General features: G+C 38.2%; 15 protein-coding genes and 1 riboswitch. Of the genes, 8 read left to right on the forward strand and 7 right to left on the reverse strand.

The features are described 5' to 3' along the window. Positions 1-211: 211 nt before the first annotated feature. Positions 212-374, reverse strand: a riboswitch (SAM riboswitch). Positions 375-704: 330 nt separating this feature from the next. Then, on the forward strand, positions 705-2,291 hold the full coding sequence (gene pckA / locus V179_RS0117305) for a phosphoenolpyruvate carboxykinase (ATP) (RefSeq protein ID WP_028392603.1): 1,587 nt from the start codon (positions 705-707) through the stop codon (positions 2,289-2,291). Between the two features lie 321 nt (positions 2,292-2,612). Here the strand turns inward: pckA and V179_RS0117310 are convergent, their stop codons facing one another. Together V179_RS0117310 and V179_RS0117315 are read right to left on the reverse strand one after the other, a co-directional pair. After that, positions 2,613-2,981: a VOC family protein gene (locus tag V179_RS0117310; protein WP_028392604.1), complete on the reverse strand. Its 369-nt coding sequence runs from the start codon at positions 2,979-2,981 to the stop codon at positions 2,613-2,615. A gap of 247 nt (positions 2,982-3,228) precedes the next feature. Beyond that, positions 3,229-4,254 (reverse strand): Gfo/Idh/MocA family protein, encoded by a 1,026-nt coding sequence (locus V179_RS0117315; protein WP_028392605.1) that lies wholly within the window; start codon positions 4,252-4,254, stop codon positions 3,229-3,231. Positions 4,255-5,000: 746 nt separating this feature from the next. Here V179_RS0117315 and V179_RS0117320 point away from each other — a divergent pair. Both V179_RS0117320 and V179_RS0117330 read left to right on the forward strand, forming a co-directional pair. Continuing rightward, positions 5,001-5,627 (forward strand): LysE family translocator, encoded by a 627-nt coding sequence (locus tag V179_RS0117320; protein WP_028392606.1) that lies wholly within the window; start codon positions 5,001-5,003, stop codon positions 5,625-5,627. Between the two features lie 1,109 nt (positions 5,628-6,736). Next, positions 6,737-7,495, forward strand: a complete 759-nt coding sequence (locus V179_RS0117330) for an IclR family transcriptional regulator (RefSeq protein ID WP_028392607.1) — start codon at positions 6,737-6,739, stop codon at positions 7,493-7,495. 108 nt (positions 7,496-7,603) lie between these two features. Here V179_RS0117330 and V179_RS0117340 read toward each other — a convergent pair whose 3' ends face one another. Together V179_RS0117340 and pxpB are read right to left on the reverse strand one after the other, a co-directional pair. Further along, positions 7,604-8,599 (reverse strand): 5-oxoprolinase subunit C family protein, encoded by a 996-nt coding sequence (locus tag V179_RS0117340; protein WP_028392608.1) that lies wholly within the window; start codon positions 8,597-8,599, stop codon positions 7,604-7,606. After that, entirely contained in the window at positions 8,596-9,345 is a 750-nt protein-coding gene (pxpB, locus tag V179_RS0117345) for a 5-oxoprolinase subunit PxpB (RefSeq protein ID WP_028392609.1), read from the reverse strand. Before pxpB ends, V179_RS0117340 begins: the two co-directional genes overlap by 4 nt. A 288-nt stretch (positions 9,346-9,633) precedes the next feature. Between pxpB and V179_RS0117350 the strand changes: the two genes are divergently transcribed. The 5 genes from V179_RS0117350 to V179_RS0117370 all read left to right on the forward strand — a co-directional run bounded on the left by V179_RS0117350 (position 9,634) and on the right by V179_RS0117370 (position 15,022). Then, positions 9,634-10,395: a LamB/YcsF family protein gene (locus tag V179_RS0117350; protein ID WP_028392610.1), complete on the forward strand. Its 762-nt coding sequence runs from the start codon at positions 9,634-9,636 to the stop codon at positions 10,393-10,395. Between the two features lie 16 nt (positions 10,396-10,411). After that, on the forward strand, positions 10,412-11,638 hold the full coding sequence (locus V179_RS0117355) for an NRAMP family divalent metal transporter (RefSeq protein WP_051405003.1): 1,227 nt from the start codon (positions 10,412-10,414) through the stop codon (positions 11,636-11,638). 31 nt (positions 11,639-11,669) lie between these two features. Next, positions 11,670-12,461, forward strand: a complete 792-nt coding sequence (locus V179_RS0117360; protein ID WP_028392612.1) for a putative hydro-lyase — start codon at positions 11,670-11,672, stop codon at positions 12,459-12,461. A gap of 356 nt (positions 12,462-12,817) precedes the next feature. Beyond that, a complete protein-coding gene (locus V179_RS31085) occupies positions 12,818-12,961 on the forward strand; it encodes a hypothetical protein (protein WP_154664013.1) in 144 nt (47 codons plus the stop codon). A gap of 870 nt (positions 12,962-13,831) precedes the next feature. Then, positions 13,832-15,022, forward strand: coding sequence for an MFS transporter (locus tag V179_RS0117370; protein ID WP_028392613.1), 1,191 nt, complete (start codon positions 13,832-13,834; stop codon positions 15,020-15,022). A 289-nt stretch (positions 15,023-15,311) separates the two neighbouring features. On the opposite strand, the gene rbsB is transcribed toward V179_RS0117370, so the two are convergent. The 3 genes from rbsB to V179_RS0117385 all read right to left on the reverse strand — a co-directional run bounded on the left by rbsB (position 15,312) and on the right by V179_RS0117385 (position 18,696). Continuing rightward, positions 15,312-16,169: a ribose ABC transporter substrate-binding protein RbsB gene (gene rbsB / locus V179_RS0117375; protein WP_407637255.1), complete on the reverse strand. Its 858-nt coding sequence runs from the start codon at positions 16,167-16,169 to the stop codon at positions 15,312-15,314. Between the two features lie 72 nt (positions 16,170-16,241). Continuing rightward, positions 16,242-17,159: a ribose ABC transporter permease RbsC gene (gene rbsC / locus V179_RS0117380; RefSeq protein WP_407637256.1), complete on the reverse strand. Its 918-nt coding sequence runs from the start codon at positions 17,157-17,159 to the stop codon at positions 16,242-16,244. Between the two features lie 37 nt (positions 17,160-17,196). Then, positions 17,197-18,696 carry a sugar ABC transporter ATP-binding protein gene (locus tag V179_RS0117385; RefSeq protein ID WP_028392616.1) on the reverse strand — a complete coding sequence of 500 codons (1,500 nt, stop codon included), beginning with the start codon at positions 18,694-18,696 and terminating at the stop codon, positions 17,197-17,199. Position 18,697 lies beyond the last annotated feature (1 nt).

Consider the following 18,697-nt stretch of genomic DNA (forward strand, 5'->3'; position numbering starts at 1 on the left):
TTCCTCCTTAAATATTGAAAATATGTGTTAGGTACGCAAACGGAGGATTTTACCCCATCCATTTCATCCACCTTTTTTGACGGAGCTCGTTCCCTTATTGGTTTCTATAATAGATGCAGAACTTCTCAGCATTGTTCATCAGTGTTCCCGAAAAACATAAAAACCTTCCCTGTCATTGAGGAAAGGTTTATTAACTGAATCTATCCTTTCACTCTTATCGTTCAAGGGTCTTTTACCTTGCTCAGGTTAGCACCAACGCCAAAATTATTAAAAGAAAAATTGCTTACTTGCAATAAATCTTTCTCAAAATTTCTACACTTCGGCAGGTTGCTGGGTTTCTTAGGGCCTGTCCCTCCACCAACTCGGGATAAGAGAATCCGTACAATTTAAAATAATAACGTAATACACGGAAAAGTGTCAAGAATTTTTTCCTTAATCTTAGGAACCATTAACATGTGTCCTTTATTTCAATCAGTGGAGTTTTACTTCATTCCCACTGAATATTAGTCCCGTCTAGTGTCGCAAATACATGCGCTACGCTTTTTCAATTCCTTTTAGCCTTAAGTTAGGAGCTACAGCCCATAATACGGGGTAAATTACCTATTTCTGAAAAAAATGAGTTTAACACTACAATTAGTATAGACTATTAAACCTAATGTGTTATACTACTTCTATAAATAACAGTAAAGGAAGGTATCTCATATATGAATACAGTGGGCATTTCAAATGAGTTACATCAATTATTAACCGGATCAAATGTAAACGTACAGCTTTCTGTACCTCAATTAGTTGAGAAGGTTCTTAAAAGAAATGAAGGCATTCTTACATCAACTGGTGCAGTTAGCGCAGAAACCGGAAAATATACAGGACGGTCTCCTAAAGATAAGTATATAGTGGAAGAATTAGCATTCAATGACAAAATCGACTGGGGTCCGGTGAATCAACCTATTTCTGAAGATGCTTTTGCAAACCTTTACAATAAAGTAATGAACTATTTAAAACAAAAAGATGAGATTTTTGTATTCAAAGGATTCGCTGGCGCAGATGCTCAGCACCGCCTTCCTATTCAGGTCATCAATGAGTATGCTTGGCACAACTTGTTTGCCCATCAATTGTTTGTGCGTCCGAATAATGAGGAGTTACTCGGTCATCAAGCAGAATTTACGGTCATTTCTGCTCCCGGCTTCAAAGCGGATCCTATCGTTGACGGAACAAGATCAGAAACATTCATCATTATTTCATTTGAACGACGTACCGTACTAATCGGTGGGACTGAATATGCCGGAGAAATGAAAAAATCTGTTTTTTCCATTATGAATTACTTGCTCCCCGAAGCAGGAATTCTTCCGATGCACTGTTCAGCAAACGTCGGTAGAGAAGGGGATGTTGCTCTGTTCTTTGGTTTGTCTGGAACAGGTAAAACCACTTTATCCGCTGATCCAAGTCGAAAATTAATTGGCGATGATGAGCATGGCTGGTCTTCTAATGGTGTTTTCAACATCGAGGGTGGCTGCTATGCCAAAACAATCAACCTATCACGTGAAAAAGAACCACAAATTTTTGATGCCATTCGCTTTGGTGCTGTTTTGGAAAATGTGGTCGTGAATCCAGACACACGTATAGCGGATTATGATGATCGGACATTAACGGAAAATACACGCGCAGCATACCAACTACAAGCAATCGGCAATATTGTTCATCCGAGTGTAGCGGGTCATCCGAATGCCATCATTTTCTTAACAGCAGATGCCTCTGGTGTGCTGCCTCCAATCTCGAAGCTTTCAAAAGAACAAGCTATGTATCACTTCTTAAGTGGCTACACGAGTAAATTGGCTGGAACAGAACGAGGTGTTACAACACCTGAAGCAACATTCTCAACATGTTTCGGATCACCATTTCTACCATTACCAGCGACACGCTATGCAGAAATGCTCGGCAAAAAAATCGATGAGAACAACTCTAGGGTCTTCCTTGTAAACACAGGATGGACAGGCGGAGAATATGGAACAGGTAGCCGGATGAAGCTCGCGTACACACGGGCGATGATTCAAGCAGCACTTGAGGGCGAATTGAATCATATCGAAACCATCAAAGATGATATCTTTGGTCTAGAAATTCCACTACATGTACCAGGAGTTCCAGACGAAGTTCTTCAACCCATTAAAACTTGGTCGAACCAAGCAGCTTACACAAAAACAGCGACCGAGCTTGCTGAGAAATTCAAAGTCAATTTCAAAAAATTCTCTAAGGTTTCTGCTAATATCGAGAAATTTGGCGGGCCGATTATTTGACATTAATAAAGCACTACTTTCTGAACAACGTGATAAAATGATGAATTATGACATGTGAGGGAACATCAATGAATTGCATGATTTGTAACGCAACTTCATTTATACAAGTAACCGATTAAATCTTTCGTCCTCTAGATAAAAAATGGCGATTGGTTCAGAAAAATTTTTTACGGTATGCTTAGACTGTGGCAATGTAGTTATTAAAAGTGCGAAGCGAAGAGCCAGACCACATCTTCTATTATCAAAAGTTGTGGTCTAGCTCTTCTTTTTAATGTAGCAACAAACACTTCGAAGTAGCAAAACAAAGAATGTCGTCCAATATTACATCACCTCTAAGATTTCAACCCGATTCCCCCAAGGGTCTTCGATATAAATTCTATTTACTCCTGGGTAATCATAATCCACTTTAAACGGCACATCATTTTTCATTAAATGGGTTTTAAGAGCTTCTAAATTTTTAACCTCGAAGGCTGGATGTGCTTTTTTGGCAGGCGAGAACGGCTCTTCAATGCCGATATGTAGATGATAATTGCCAAAACCGAACCAGACGCCACCGCGGTTTTTCATAGGCTCAGGCTGTTCAATTTCTTCCATTCCTAATATTCCCACAAAAAACTTCCTTGCTACTTCCTCAGAACCTGGTGGTGCAGCCAATTGAACATGATGAATGCCTGTGAAGCTAAAAGACATTAGTTTCCCTCCTTAAACTTATGTGCACTTCAATTATATTCCAAAATGACCATTATGAAGATTTTTATCCCTGTTTAACAGGCAACCAAAGCCCAATGATCCTCAGCTTCTCCTTATTACCCGGACAAACGATCGTATCGGCAGAGATTGTGCTAACTAACTGTTTTAACAGCAAAAAAGAGGGGCAATTTGCCTCACTCATTTCAACTAAGCACACTATTATGACCACCACATCTCACAAACACTCTTAGTCCAACGAAATAATTTTTTTCGTTTTTTGTGACTCAATTGCAGCTAGAATGATTTTTAGTGATTTCAATCCTTCTTCACCAGTGATTAGCGGCTCTTTATTTTCCAAAATACAGTCTACAAAATGGTCGATAACATGTGAATTGGTCTGGCCGGCCTCTTCATTCGTCTGGATTTTATCAAGCTTATGCTGAATCACTTTGCCATCCTGGTATTCTTCAATTAATGAATATTCTGGGTCGGCTTCTAATCGCAAATTGCCCTTTTCTCCATAGATTATCGTAGAATTGTCTCCACCTGTTACATAAGCCCAGCTTGCTGTAAGCGTGCCGATAATTCCGCTTTTCGTACGTAAAATACAGATGGCATTGTCATCCACTTCTGTATTGTTCTTCGCACTTGTTTCAATGAATGCACCAACTTCAGTAAACTCTCCAAGTAAATAACGCATTAAATCTGATTTATGGACGCCAAGGTCGCCCATCGCACCGATAAAAGCCTGTTTTTTATTAAAAAACCAGCTATCGGCACCGTCTGCACTCCATTCCTCTGGTCCTGGATGGCCAAATGTTGTTTTAAAACTATAAATTTTTCCGAGCTTGCCTGAATCGATGATTTCTTTTGCCGTTTGATGGGAGGCTACAAATCGTTGGTTATGTGCGATCATCAGCGTTTTTCCATTTGTTTTTGCAGCTCGAATCATTGCTTCTGCTTCTTCCTTTGACGTCGCCATCGGCTTCTCACAAAGCACATGTTTTCCAGCATTCAACGCTTCAATAGAAATAGGTGCATGTAAATAGTTAGGTAAGCAGACGCTAACTGCATCAATTTCGGCTAGATTCAATACTTCTTTATAATCGGAAAATGCTTTAGCGCCATATTGCGTGGCCACTTTTTCAGCTCGTTCTGCATCGATATCACAAACAGCAGCGATTTCAACCTCCTTATTAGCATGATATTCGGGTAAATGACGATAGTAAGATATACTTCCACATCCGATAACACCTACTTTTAAAGTACTCATCAACAAACCCTCCCTAGCTTTTTTCTTTATTAACCAATTTCTTTCGATAACAAGAATTGTTGTTTATATACACCTTCTATTTAATGGGTCAACCCTTCAGATGAATGGTGAATGCCAAGCCATATCAAGCATATATAAGATCAGATTGTCATTAGCGCATGATTGTTTTTCTAACTCATTTGTTTAGCCATATCAACAAGCCAATGCCGCGCATATGATCACGTTCGTTTCCTTTCTTCTTCACCTCAATACTCCTTATAAAACTGTGATTCTACTTACTTTGTGGCTAGTTATGCACCCACAGAATGTGGGTCTCACAAACGAAAGAGTAAGGGACACGGCGTCCTTAGTATTCATTGAACCTTAGCGACAGTAGAACAGGACGTACAATCAGCGGGGATGAAGTCCCCCATTGATTAAAGCTTCACTTTGTCCGTAAAGATTAGTCTCTCTTATCATGAACAAGCTCCCAATATAAAAAATAGAAATAATACATGGATCAGAATTTTACCTTTCAACACTTTCCTCTTACTATTCTTTATATTCATACTACCGAATTGGCGCAATCATTCCCTCTAAAAAATGGATACCTTTTTGCGGTAAAATAGCATCTATGCACGGTTAAACTTATTCTCTTTTAGACAATTGATACTATCCTAACATTGTTTAAAAATGTTAAACAGTTGTTGATTTACAATACATCCTCCACTATACTTGACGATATTGAAGGAATGGGAGGAAATCCAATGTTTGAATTATCTACATTAGGCGCGTTCATTGCAGTCGTAATTGGGCTCTTTTTAATTCCGGGTCCAGCTGTACTTCTAACAGCCACTCGTACTGTTCAAGGAGGGCGTAAGGCTGGTGTGATTGCAGGTATTGGACTCGCAACTGGCGATTTGATTCACACTATATTTGCCGCGGTTGGACTTTCTGCCATTTTAATGACATCTGCACTCGCTTTTAATATTGTAAAGTTTGCAGGTGCTGCTTACTTAATTTATCTCGGCATTCGTGCGATATTAGAAAAGCCAACCGATCCTAAGCTGCCAAAGGTTTCTCCGGTTTCGTCTCTAAGTACGTATGGACAGGCAATTTTAACAGAGGTTCTTAACCCAAAAACAGCGCTCTTCTTTTTAGCATTTTTGCCACAGTTTGTTCATCCTGAACACGGGACATCTGTTCTCCAATTCTTGTCACTCGGCCTAATCTTTGTATTCTTAGGTGTGATATATACGACACTGATTGCCTTAAGCATCCGTCCACTTGGACGACTGGTTAAACGGATATCTTGGCTCGGTCGCTTTAGCGGTAAAATCGTCGGAGCGATCTATCTCGGGCTTGGTTTAAAAGTAGCTTTTCAAAGTCGATAACTCGAATTGAAACTCATAATTCTTGAATCAATAAGGGTCTCCCAATAGCAAAAGGTCAGCCCCCCAGCAACTACATTCAGTATAAGATACTTGTATGAAACACTACATACTGATTTAGAGTGCGAGGCCAGACCTTAATGGGACACCCACTTTTTATATTTCTTTGCCAAATTGTAGGTTAAAAATAAAGCTTTATTGATCGAGCCTATACTTCTTGATTTAGTAAGAGACTGTTTTTTGAAAAAAATATTAATCAAAATGTCTTTAAACTTATTTATAGGTACACTTTTTTAAAGGCTATGTTAAACTTTATTGTTGTTTTTTTCTTGAATATTTCGGGATTTCTTACTTGAAATTCCTTGTTACTTTTCTTTTTTGAAATAATTTTTACATACATTCTTTTCTCTTAGCGTTTTCGTTCATCTTTTTAATTTTCTTTGATAATTCAGATGAAAGTATAAGTTGCTCATCATAGAGTACGGGTCGATAAGCCTCATTTTATTTTGCGATGCAAATCATATTCAACCTTATCTTCTTTAACAATTACACTTCGTTGTATGTGATTTAAAAGATTTTTAACATCTTTGTCGTTGGATAATCGCAAGAAGTTCAGTACTTCTTCATCTGTTCCAGGCAGTGTTTTTATATTAATTAATTTTAGCCTTAGCCATTTTTAAAGCCTCAGCCAAGAAATCATAACCATAAATTAAGAGAATTCATAAGAAATCAATACCCTCTTTGCAATAAGTTTTTACAAACCATTCAGGCGATTTTAAATCTTTTAGCTTATCCAAGAAAATGTTAATTTCTTCTACCTTTTAAACGATGTTGTTCCTGCGAATTCACCTTTTTAATCTCCGCTATCAATTCCCTTAAAGCCACTCCAACCAACATGAATAAACGTTCTTTATTTAATCCAAAATCAACAGAGTTTTTCCCCATTTCCTTTTTAAAAGTTTAATAATTTTTGACTTTGTTCTGTTAAAAATTTGATATGATAGGAGTAAACTATAATGAGTATTTTTCCACTTCCTATGTAGATAGTTTGATAGTGGTTCATTTTTAAATTATCAATAGGTGAAGGAATATCTACATAAAGGAGACAAATCATGTATAGTAAAAATAAAACGGTTGTCCGTTCTATGGATATTTTAAATTTATTTATTGATCATGCTCAATTAACTTTCCAAGAAATTATAGATTTATCTGGCATTCCGAAAACATCTGTCTATCGCATGTTAACTTCTTTAGAGGAACTGGGGTTCTTAGAGAAGGGAACGGATTCAAAATATCGATTAGGTCTCATATTTCTTAATTTTGGTCAACTCGTTTCTTCAAGGCTTGATATTCGGCAATTTGCTTTACCCATTATGCAAGAGCTGCATGATGATGTAGATGAAGCCATTAACTTAATTGTTAAACAAGGGAATGAAGCCATGTATATTGAAAAAATAGATATCAATCAAAAGGTTCGCTTATATACGGCAATTGGCAGAAGAAGTCCTTTATACGCTGGGGCCTGTTCTCGGGTCATCTTATCTTTCTTACCAGCTATTGAAATTGAGAAATATATTGAATCCGTTGAATTAAAACCTTTTGCGATGGGAACGATCACTGATAAGGTAGATTTATATAAAGCGATTCACCAAGCTCAAAAAGATGGTTACACAATTAGTCATTCTGAATTAGAGAATTATACATCTGCGATCGCCGCTCCTATCTTCGATCATAAAGGTGATGTGATTGCTGGTATTAGCATCGCTGGCATTGAAGCTAATTATCAAAATGGAAATGTGCCTATTTTTGCAGAAAAAATCAAGTGGGCGGCTGAGCGAATTTCTGAAAAATTAGGATACACCAAAGCATAAAAAAACCATCCTCTATTCACCTGTTTTTTCAGGAATGAATAGGGATGGTTTTAATTAATTTTATATCTAAACTATGTGTTTTAAGAAAATTCGTAATAAAGTTACCGCTCATAAGTAACTTCCTTTAAATTGGATGCCTATTTTGATCTCATTTATAATTTGTTCTTTCATTAATAACTCCATCACTGCTTCTTCATGTGAAATTTCTTTGAAATGAATTTTGGCATTCGGTTGTAACTGTCCCATACTTGGTAAATCCGCGGAAATAATTTGACCGATTTTTGGATAACCACCTGTTGTTTGACGGTCTGCCATTAAAATAATTGGATTTCCGTCTGGCGGTACTTGAATGGTTCCGTATGTGACGCCTTCAGACAGTAATTCAAATTCCTTTGCTAACGAGAGCGGAGGACCTTCCATTCGATACCCCATCCGATCGGCTTGAGTGGTTAATACATATGGTTCACTAAAAAGTGTTTTTTTACTTTTTTCATCAAATCTATCAAACTCGGGACCTTTGATGACACGGATCGTTTGAGTTTGCTCTAAATTGATAAGTGCATCATACTTTACTGTCCACGTAAAATCGTCATTTTTCTGATCTAATTGCTGAAATAATGATGTGTTGAATTCATTCATTTCATCGAATTCGAGTACATCCTCTTTTTTCAAAGCTCTGCCTTTAAACCCGCCGATTCCCGCACGAAGGTAGGTGCTTTTGCTTCCCATTACTTCTGGAATAGCAATCCCTCCAGCGAAAGCTACATATGCTCGGCATCCTTTTAATGGAGATTTGAATTGTAATACGGAGCCTTTTCTCACTAAAAGAGGCCGCCATGTTACTGCTTTTTTTCCATCAATCGTAGCGAGTAAATCTCCGCCAGTTATAGCAATCAACCTATCTCTTTCAAATTGAAGGGTCGTACCCAACAAGGTAATTTCTAAAGCACCTTCATTTTCTTTATTCCCTACTAGTAAATTAGCAACTCTTAGCGAATACTTATCCATCGCTCCGCTAACAATGACCCCATATTGTTGAGAACCGTATCTTCCTAAGTCTTGTACACTTGTTAACAGTCCTTGATTAAGTACTTTAACAGTCATCGATTTCTCTCCTTATCCCTATAATATTCTTCAGGAGAAATTTGGACAAATTTAATTTTGTCTCCAGCTTGCAGCAATGTCGGAGGCGAAAGATCTGGGCGAAATAAATCTAATGGAGTACGTCCGATAATTTGCCAGCCTCCAGGTGTTTCTAACGGATAAACACCCGTTTGTTTTCCAGCGATTCCAACTGATCCTGGTACAATTGATAACCTAGGAGTCTGTCTGCGCGGCGTTGCAATTCTCTCATCCATTCCCCCCATAAATGGAAATCCCGGAGCAAATCCTATCATATAAACTAAACATTCACTTTGGGTATGTATTCGAATCACCTCTTCTGCCGATATCTGATGATACGATGCTACATAATCTAAATCAGGACCGTATTCTCCGCCATATAGGACAGGTATCTCAACTAACCTTGCTTCCAAACTTTGGATTTCATCAATGTGTTGAGTTAATTTATTCACATTTGAACTAACTGTTTGAAAAGGGGTTAATGATGAATGATGATTGCTAAGATTATTTATTTGAGCATGATGCACAACGACTGGGTTGTAATAGATTGTAATAGTATTAAAAGCCGGTACGGACTCAATGAAACCATCAAAAGGATAAGTATTTAACAGGGATGACAAGGCTTGAATTTTTTGATGTATAGCTGGGCTTATTCCCTCACCAAGCTGTACAATCAGTGCGGAATCACCTAAAGGTTTGATGATAGCGTTGGAGAAACAATGACTCATTTCCACACCTCCAGTAGTTTCTAAATTCGGGACTAATGTTCTTAAAAACGGATTACTTAAATTATAATTATCAAAAAATAAAAAAACAAGTTTATAAATACTAAATTTTTACCATTTCAGTATTTTCAGTTAACGTCTATTCAGACATTTCCTTTTGTGATAGAATAAATCTACATTTCAAAACTAATATTCCTTAATTCGGAACAAAAAAATGTATATTGCGCACTGAAAACGCTTACTTTTTTTCTAGGGTAAACATGATAGATAAATAGCAAAGGAGAGAAAAGAATGTTTAAAGTAGATTTGAATTGTGATTTAGGAGAAAGTTTTGGGCGATATAAACTTAGTGAACAACAAGAAATATTGAAATATGTAACATCAGCGAATATTGCGTGTGGTTTTCATGCAGGAGATCCAAGCGTGATGAGGGAAACGGTCAAGCTTGCTATTGAAAATGGTGTGAAAATTGGTGCCCATCCTGGCCTGCCTGATTTGAATGGATTCGGACGCCGCGAAATGAAAATTACACCCCAAGAGGCTTATGATATGGTTGTATATCAAATTGGTGCACTTCAAGGGTTCTTATCAACATGTAATGAGACGATGCAACACGTTAAACCGCACGGAGCTTTGTACAATATGTCTGCAAAAGACCCTAAGCTTGCTGAAGCGATTGCTCAAGCGGTATATGACATCTCTCCATCATTAGTTTTATTTGGACTTGCCGGAAGTGAGTTGACGAAAGCAGGAGAAAAGATTGGCTTACGTACAGCACATGAAGTTTTTTCTGATCGTACCTATCAATCCGATGGTACGTTAACTTCACGATCTCAATCTGATGCTTTAATAACAGATCAAGAACATTCAGTATCACAAGTGATAAAAATGGTGACAGAAGGAAAAGTCACATCTCAGCAGAATACTGAAGTTTCTTTAAAAGCAGACACCGTTTGCATTCACGGAGATGGGGTACATGCCCTTGCTTTTGCAAGTTATATAAAAGAAGTATTAGAAAAAAACAATATTATTGTTTCATCAATAAACAACTAGAATGGGAGGACACTAAATGATACCGAAAAAAGCAGAAATAGAAAATGCCCAGCCTAAAAAGAAAGTTAGTACAAGTATCCTGCTCGGTGCTGCTTTTTTAATGGCGACATCATCGATAGGACCCGGCTTTTTAACACAAACGACGGTATTCACACAGCAATTAGCAGCTAGCTTTGCATTTGTTATTTTAATTTCATTACTATTAGATGTTTTTGCTCAATTGAATATATGGAGAATCATTACTGTTTCAGGCCTGCGTGGTCAAGAAATTGCAAATAAAGTTTTACCTGGACTAGGTGTGTTTCTAGCATTTCTCATTGTATTAGGTGGACTTGCCTTTAATATTGGAAATGTCGCAGGTGCAGGTCTTGGGTTAAATGCAATGATCGGATTAGATCCGATAACAGGTGCAATTATTAGTGCTGCATTTGCGATCTTTATTTTCCTAGTTAAAGAAGCTGGTAAAGCTATGGACAAAGTGGCTCAAATTGCCGGTTTTGTTATGATTCTCTTAATGGTCTATGTTGCATTCATTACTTCACCACCTGTTGGAGAAGCCATAGTAAATACATTTGTACCAGAAAAAATTAGTATATTTGCCATCGTGACACTAGTTGGTGGAACAGTTGGAGGATATATCACATTCGCTGGTGGTCATCGCCTATTAGATGCGGGAATAAAAGGGGTTGAATCAATACCTGAAGTGACAAAAAGTTCAATAATAGGCATTTCAGTTACAGGTGTCATGCGTGTCGCTTTATTCTTAGCTGTTCTTGGAGTTGTTTCTCAAGGTCTTGCAATTGATCCATCCAATCCTCCAGCATCAGTATTTCAACTTGCTGCAGGTGAAGTTGGCTTACGAATGTTTGGGGTGATTATGTGGGCAGCTGCTATTACGTCAGTAGTTGGTGCAGCGTATACATCTGTTTCATTTATCCGTTCATTCAGTCCGGTCATAGAAAAATATCATAACTGGATTATTATCTTATTTATTGTAGTATCCACTGTAACGTTTGCATTAGTTGGACGACCTGTTACTATTTTATTAATCGTTGGTGCTTTGAATGCTCTTATTTTACCAATCGCATTAGGCACGTTATTAATAGCTGCTAATAAGAAAGATATTATGGGGAATTACAAACATCCTTTATGGTTAACGATTTCAGGTGGAATCGTCGTCGTCATCATGGGATATTTAGGAGTTATGACATTAATTGAACAACTGCCGCAAGTATTTAAGTAAAAAGTAATTGTTGCAGAAGGAGAGATGGCACATGATAAACTATGAATATATGGATCCAAAAGAAATAAGGGAGCTTATTCGTACACAAGAAATTACGGGACCCACTGCAGGTATGTCAAAAGGATTCACACAAGCAAATTTGGTCATATTAAAGAAAGAATATGCCTTTGATTTCTTGCTATTCTGCCAGAGAAATCCGAAGCCATGTCCATTATTAGATGTCACTGAGCCTGGATCTTTTAACCCGAGTAAAATCGCTAAAGAAGCTGATATTCGAAAGGATATCCCTAAATATCGCATTTACAAAGATGGCATTTTCACAGAAGAAACGACAGATATTACTGAGTATTGGGAAGACGATATGGTAGGTTTCTTACTAGGTTGTAGTTTTACGTTTGAAGCATCGCTTCTTGATAGTGGAATCCCGGTTCGACACATTGATGAGAACCGCAACGTTCCCATGTATAAAACAAATATTCCTTGTGAAAAAGCGGGGGTATTCGAAGGGCCAACGGTTGTAAGTATGCGTCCAATGTCGCATGAAGATGCGATTCGTGCTATCCAAATTACTAGTCGCTTCCCTTCAGTACATGGATCACCGATTCATATCGGTGATCCATGTAAAATTGGAATTGCTGATATTTCAAAACCTGATTTCGGCGATGCCGTCACTATCAAAGAAGGAGAGATTCCTGTTTTCTGGGCTTGTGGCGTGACCCCTCAAGCGGTTGCCTTACAAAGCAAACCATCACTTATGATTACTCATGCCCCTGGCCATATGTTTATTAGTGATGTGCGGGACGAAAAATTTAGTGTGCTATAGAATGTTGAAAAATAGAGTGGATCAACGCTGGACCCGAATGGCACAAAGGTAAAGCAAGCAAGAGGCATTTTACAACTTCTTCGTTCACTTTTTAAAAAATCCGGTCTCCTTAATTGGAGAACTGGATTTTTTTATGTTGGTTTCATTCCTAGCAAAAGCAACAGCCGAACATTTGTCTGATTCAAAAAAATCACCTGAACATGATTAAGTTCGAATGATTAATAAATATCCTACATACTTAAGGATCACTTTAAATCAGTCATGTAAGCTGTTGGCACAATTATTACATAATAAATGGGTAAGGGAAAAAGCTATTTACAACTGCATTATTATTTTCATGAAGAAGAAAATGAATTATGAGCAGGAAAGAAAAAAATGAAGGCATAAGAGTACAGTTGCCTTATAATCGTTATGTAGATTCTGCAGTTTTGGAGGAAGAGAATTACAGGGAATTAGTAGGAATTTTGGATAAATACACATTTAACGAGCAGGAGCAGTGAAGAACAAGCTCAATTTTTATTGAGTATGACCGAATATGATAATTAGTGTTTTTCCGGAGTCTCGGAACATGACAACGAGTCAGATATTGCCTATTGCTCCAGATAAATCGTTAGCTATATATAGTTATTCTTTCTAGAGCAAACATATTTATAATCATACTTTTTCTCTTTTTGGCAGTGCTCACTAATAATGCGATAACACACCATAGCATTTATAAAACTATATATCATTATATTTTCTCTTATATTCTGAATTATAATATTTTAAAATAACGATCCATACTTTCGACAATATTAAAATAATAGTCAATACTATATGAATTAACTATCTAATCAATATCTCATTTACTCATGATACGGTTCTCCATTGTTTATCTTACACGACAAAAGTATCTTGAAATAAGTACGTTTTGTTATTTAGTTAATTCCTTTTAAAGTAATGGCTCTTTTCGTAAAGATTGTTGTTTTTAGCAAGAAACCAATTCGAACAGATGTTGATTGTAGTGGAAGGTGCGAGACTCCTGCGGGAAAAGCGTGTTGAGGGAGACCCCGCAAGTGCAAAGCACTGAGGAGGCTTCTGAGACCGCCCGCGGAAAGCGAGTACCTGCATTGGAAATCAACCCGGGTTATTAGTGTAAAAATGATTGAAAAGCAACAAAGTATGTGAAAACAGCCAAAGTAATTAACCAGGTTTGAGTTTTATTTAATGATGTTTCTATAAAATGTACTTTTTAACGTTAATCAATTTTTATAGAAATATTTAACTATAACTAAGCAAGGGTATCCTCGTAAAAATGTATTATGGTATGATAGTTAGATTGTTTTTCTACCTTGTGACACATTTACATTCATCTGAGAAAAGAGGTACTTATGCACACTACAGAATTGACCAAGCGACATTGGTTACTCATCTTAACACTTACTTTATTAACTTTTGTACTCGGGACAAGCGAATTTGTTATCATTGGGATCTTAACCGATATTTCCTCGAGTCTCCATATGACAAATGCAAAAGCAGGCACACTCGTTTCTGCATTTGCGATTACGTTTGCCATTGCCACACCACTAGTGATGTCGGCAACAAGTCATTTTCCAAAGCGTAAATGGATGTTGTTTTTGATAGGTTCGTTCATCATTCTGAATGCTTTGTGCGTGATTTCGACAAGCTACATCATGCTCCTAGCACTACGGATGATGACTGCGATTGTAACAGGAGTTTTAATTTCTCTTGCCATGATTGTTGCAAGTGAAACTATGCCGATCGCAAAACGTGGACTTGCCATATCATTCGTTTTCGGTGGTTTTACTCTTGCAAACGTGATTGGTGTACCAATAGGCACTGTCATCGCTGAATGGTACAACTGGAATGCAACCTTCCTGTTAACGACTATTCTCGGTGGAATTGCGTTTTTGGCATCGTTCTTCATTTTGCCTACTTTGCACAGTCCATTTCGCAGTTCGATGCGTGAACAATTTTCTTTGTTAACACACCCTCGAATCCTAATGGCTTTTTTCATTCCATCTCTTGGATTTGGAGCGACATATGCCGTTTATACGTATCTTGTTCCGATCCTGAAAAGCATGGAGGCACCAAGTAGTTCAATCAGTTGGATCTTGTTTGGCTACGGTTTTATTTCCATTTTCAGCAACATACTCGCTGGTAAAATTGCCAGCTACAACGCTATCGGCCGCCTCCGGTTTGTTTTCCTTGTGCAAGCAATGGTACTGATCAGTTTATATTGGACGACAAATAATTTTATCTTTGGATTGGTTAATATTAGCTTGATGTCCTTAATGGCCATTCTTTTAACAACATCTACCCAGCTTTATTTAATAGACCTTGCCGGTATTTATCAACCAAAAGCTACAGGGCTAGCAGCTTCACTAATGCCGGTGGCAAGCAATGTCGGAATCGCATTTGGTTCTGCATTAGGAGGAATTGTTTACCATCAGGGGAATTTAATGAATGTGACTTTGGTCGGTGGACTTATTGCTATCTTTGCAAGTCTTCTAACTTTCCTAAGTTATCGCTTAGACCAAAAACAAAAGAAATCAGTATAAGAGAGAAGCTACGAACGCCTTGATATGCTTCCTATGGTACCTCCAATAGAACAAAAATTTATACATGGCTTAATTATCGAAAATACAGTTAATCCTTCAATTAAAGTGAAACTTCAATCAGTGGGGGTTTCTTCATCCCCCACTGATTGTTAGTCCCGTTCTACTCCCTTGAAAAACACATTTTCATCATTTTTGGTGAAACTTGCTTCATGTTTGGCTGCCCGTTTATGCAAGATAAAGCGGTTACTCTCTTTCGTTACTCATTAGAACCCATTTAAGCTTCTACATGTTATTCTTTTGTTACCAGCTTTAGTGGAGCAGGAATATTTTTCTCAACTTTTTTTCCACTCAACACATCACGTCCAGCATCAACAGCAAGCTTTCCAATTAAATCTGGCTGTTGGGCAACAGTTGCCTCCAGTTTTCCTGCTTTAATCGCATTGAGGGCATCTTCATTTCCATCAAAGCCAATCACCATAATATCTCTACCTGAACTATTGATTGCTTCAATGGCACCTAATGCCATTTCATCATTATGAGCAAACACGGCTTTTATCGTTGGATTTGCTTGAATGATGTTTTCCATAACTGTTAACCCTTTTGTCCGGTCGAAGTCTGCTGATTGCTTAGCGATTACCTGAAGATCCGTATCGGCAATCGTATGGAATCCCTTCCCTCTTTCTCGAGTTGCTGAAGCACCAGGTACCCCTTCAAGCTCAGCTACTACTGCATCTTTTCCGAGCTTATCTACTATATATTCAGCTGCCATTTCTCCGCCCTTACTATTGTCTGAAGCAACCAAGGTTACGACATCGCCTTTATCTGCTGAGCGATCGAGCGTGATGACAGGAATGCCAATTGCATTTGCAGATTGAACGGCTGAAGATATTGCAGCTGAATCAGTCGGGTTAATCAACAGCACATCAACGCCTTGCTGAATTAAATCCTCAACATCATTGCTTTGCTTAGCAGTATCATTTTGAGCATCTACCACTTTCACGTCCATGCCAAGAGCTTTCGCTTCTTTCACAACACCATCCTTTAAAGATACGAAAAACGGATTGTTTAAAGTCGATATCGAAAGCCCTATTTTAATATCAGTTGTTTTTTCTTTTGTTGCAGGCTTTGCCCAATTAGGCGGCTCCATTGAACACGCACTTAAGAGCAAGAGTGTTAGAGATAGAAGTCCGACCAATAATTTTTTCAAAATAATCACTCCTTATGCTGTTTTCTTACGATCCAGTAATACTGCGATTATGATAACTACGCCTTTAACAACCATCTGATAGAAGGATGAAACACCAAGCAGATTCAAGCCATTATTTAATGTCCCAATAATCAAGGCACCAATCAATGTACCAAATATTCTTCCTTTACCACCGGTTAAGCTAGTCCCGCCGAGAACGACTGCTGCAATTGCATCTAGTTCATAAGAAGTACCTGCAGTTGGCTGAGCGGAATTCAAACGTGATGTCAAAATCGCACCGGCTAGTGCTGCTAATAATCCGGAAAGCCCGTAAATCATGACTTTTACTCGTGGCACCTTAATTCCTGAAATTAAAGAAGCTTTTTCATTACCACCAATCGCATATGTTTTTCGGCCAAATGGCGTTTTATGCAAAATCATATACAACACGGCAAAGGTGATCATCATCGTAATCGCAGGTACAGGGATGCCTAAGAAATAGCCTTTACCGAATAATTGAAATAAGTAATTCTCACCAAGCCCTGTAATTGGATTTCCACCCGTATAGACAAGCGTCAATCCCCTGAAGATTGTCATCGTTGCAAGCGTAGCAATAAATGGCGCCATTTTACCTTTTGTGATCAATAGCCCATTGACCATACCCATAATTCCACCAAGCAGACAGCCAATGACGATTGCAATCATTGGATCCACACCAGAAACAATCATGCCAGCAGTTAAGGCACTTGAAAGAGCAAGTATCGCGCCGACAGATAAATCAATGCCCCCTGTTAAAATAACGAAGGTCATACCAAACGCAATTAAAGCATTGATCGACACTTGACGAAGAAGATTTAATAAGTTTAAAGGCTCAAGAAAATTTGGATTTAGTATCGAAACAATGACAAACAACAATAGCAATCCAAGTAGTGGACCTAATTTTTGCGTCATTGTACTAAGATAATTCGTTTTTACGGGCTGAGTCCCTTCATTCACTGATTTCATGTTCCAGTCCTCCTGTTGCTAATGTCATAATTTTTTCTTGAGTGGCTTCTGCTCTAGCTAATTCACCACTTATTTTGCCTTCATGAACAACGAGGATGCGATCGCTCATTCCAAGCACTTCTGGTAATTCAGAGGAGACCATAATAATTGCAACACCTCTGCTTGTCAGTTCATTCATCAATTGATAAATTTCTCGCTTCGCCCCAACGTCGACCCCTCGGGTCGGTTCATCTAAAATTAACACTTTCGGACCAATTCCTACCCATTTAGCAATGACGACTTTTTGCTGATTACCTCCAGATAAGTTGCCTACTCTCGTTTGGGCAGACTGTGTCTTAACCGTTAACCGCTTGATCAACATATTTACAAAATCCAATTCACTTTTTTCATTAATAATGCCTTTGTGTGCAAAACTGTACAAAGTTGGCAATACCATGTTTTCTTTTATCGAAAAATCAAGGATTAACCCCTCATCTTTTCGATCTTCTGTAATAAAGCCAATCCCTAATCGTACAGCCTGTTCAGGTTTCTTAATGACCACTCTTTCACCATTCAACCAGATTTCACCGATATCCATCTTGTCGAGACCAAAGATCGCACGCATAATTTCTGTACGACCTGCGCCCATGAGGCCTGAGAAGCCAACGATTTCTCCTGATCGAACGGAGAAGCTAACATCCTGAAACACCCCTGCTTTAGAGATTCCTTTCACCTCTAACACCGTTTCGCCAATCTTTGAATCTCGTGCAGGAAAACGATCAGTCAACTCCCTACCAACCATTTTCTTTACAACCTCATCAAAGCTTGTCTCAGGAATCGCTTTCGTATCGACTGTTTTACCATCACGCATGACAGTAATTCGATCGCAAATTGCGAAAATTTCTTCCATCCTGTGGGAGATATAAACGATTGATACGCCATCTTTCTTTAACGATGCAATCACTTGGAACAGTTTTTCGATTTCTCTTTCTGTTAAAGCTGCTGTCGGTTCATCCATAATAATGATTTTAGCATCTGTCATTAACGCTTTTGCAATTTCAATCATTTGCTGCTCGCCAACGGAACATGCCCCCGCTTCTTTATCTAATGGAATCGAAACAGCCAGTTTATCGAATTGTTCTTTTGCCAGCGTTTTCATTTCTTTCGTTTTTAATAATCCGAAAGTTGATTTTAATTCCTTGCCAATGAATAAATTATCAAGGACAGTCATTTCGGGCCAAATATTCAGCTCTTGATGAATAAAGGTAATGCCCGCTTTCTCGGCTTCTTTCGGGCTAGCAAAATAGGTTTCTTTTCCGTCTATTGTTATACTACCTTTATCGAGTGAATGAAGGCCGGTCAACACATTCATTAACGTGGATTTTCCAGCACCGTTTTCCCCCATGAGTGCATGTACCTCTCCAGCAACGAGTTCAAAGTCAACACCAGTAAGAACTTGATTCGTTCCAAATGCTTTATAGATGTTTTCCATTGAAATTTTCATT

It is taken from the genome of Bacillus cihuensis (assembly GCF_000504145.1).
GTDB lineage: Bacteria > Bacillota > Bacilli > Bacillales > DSM-1321 > Peribacillus > Peribacillus huizhouensis.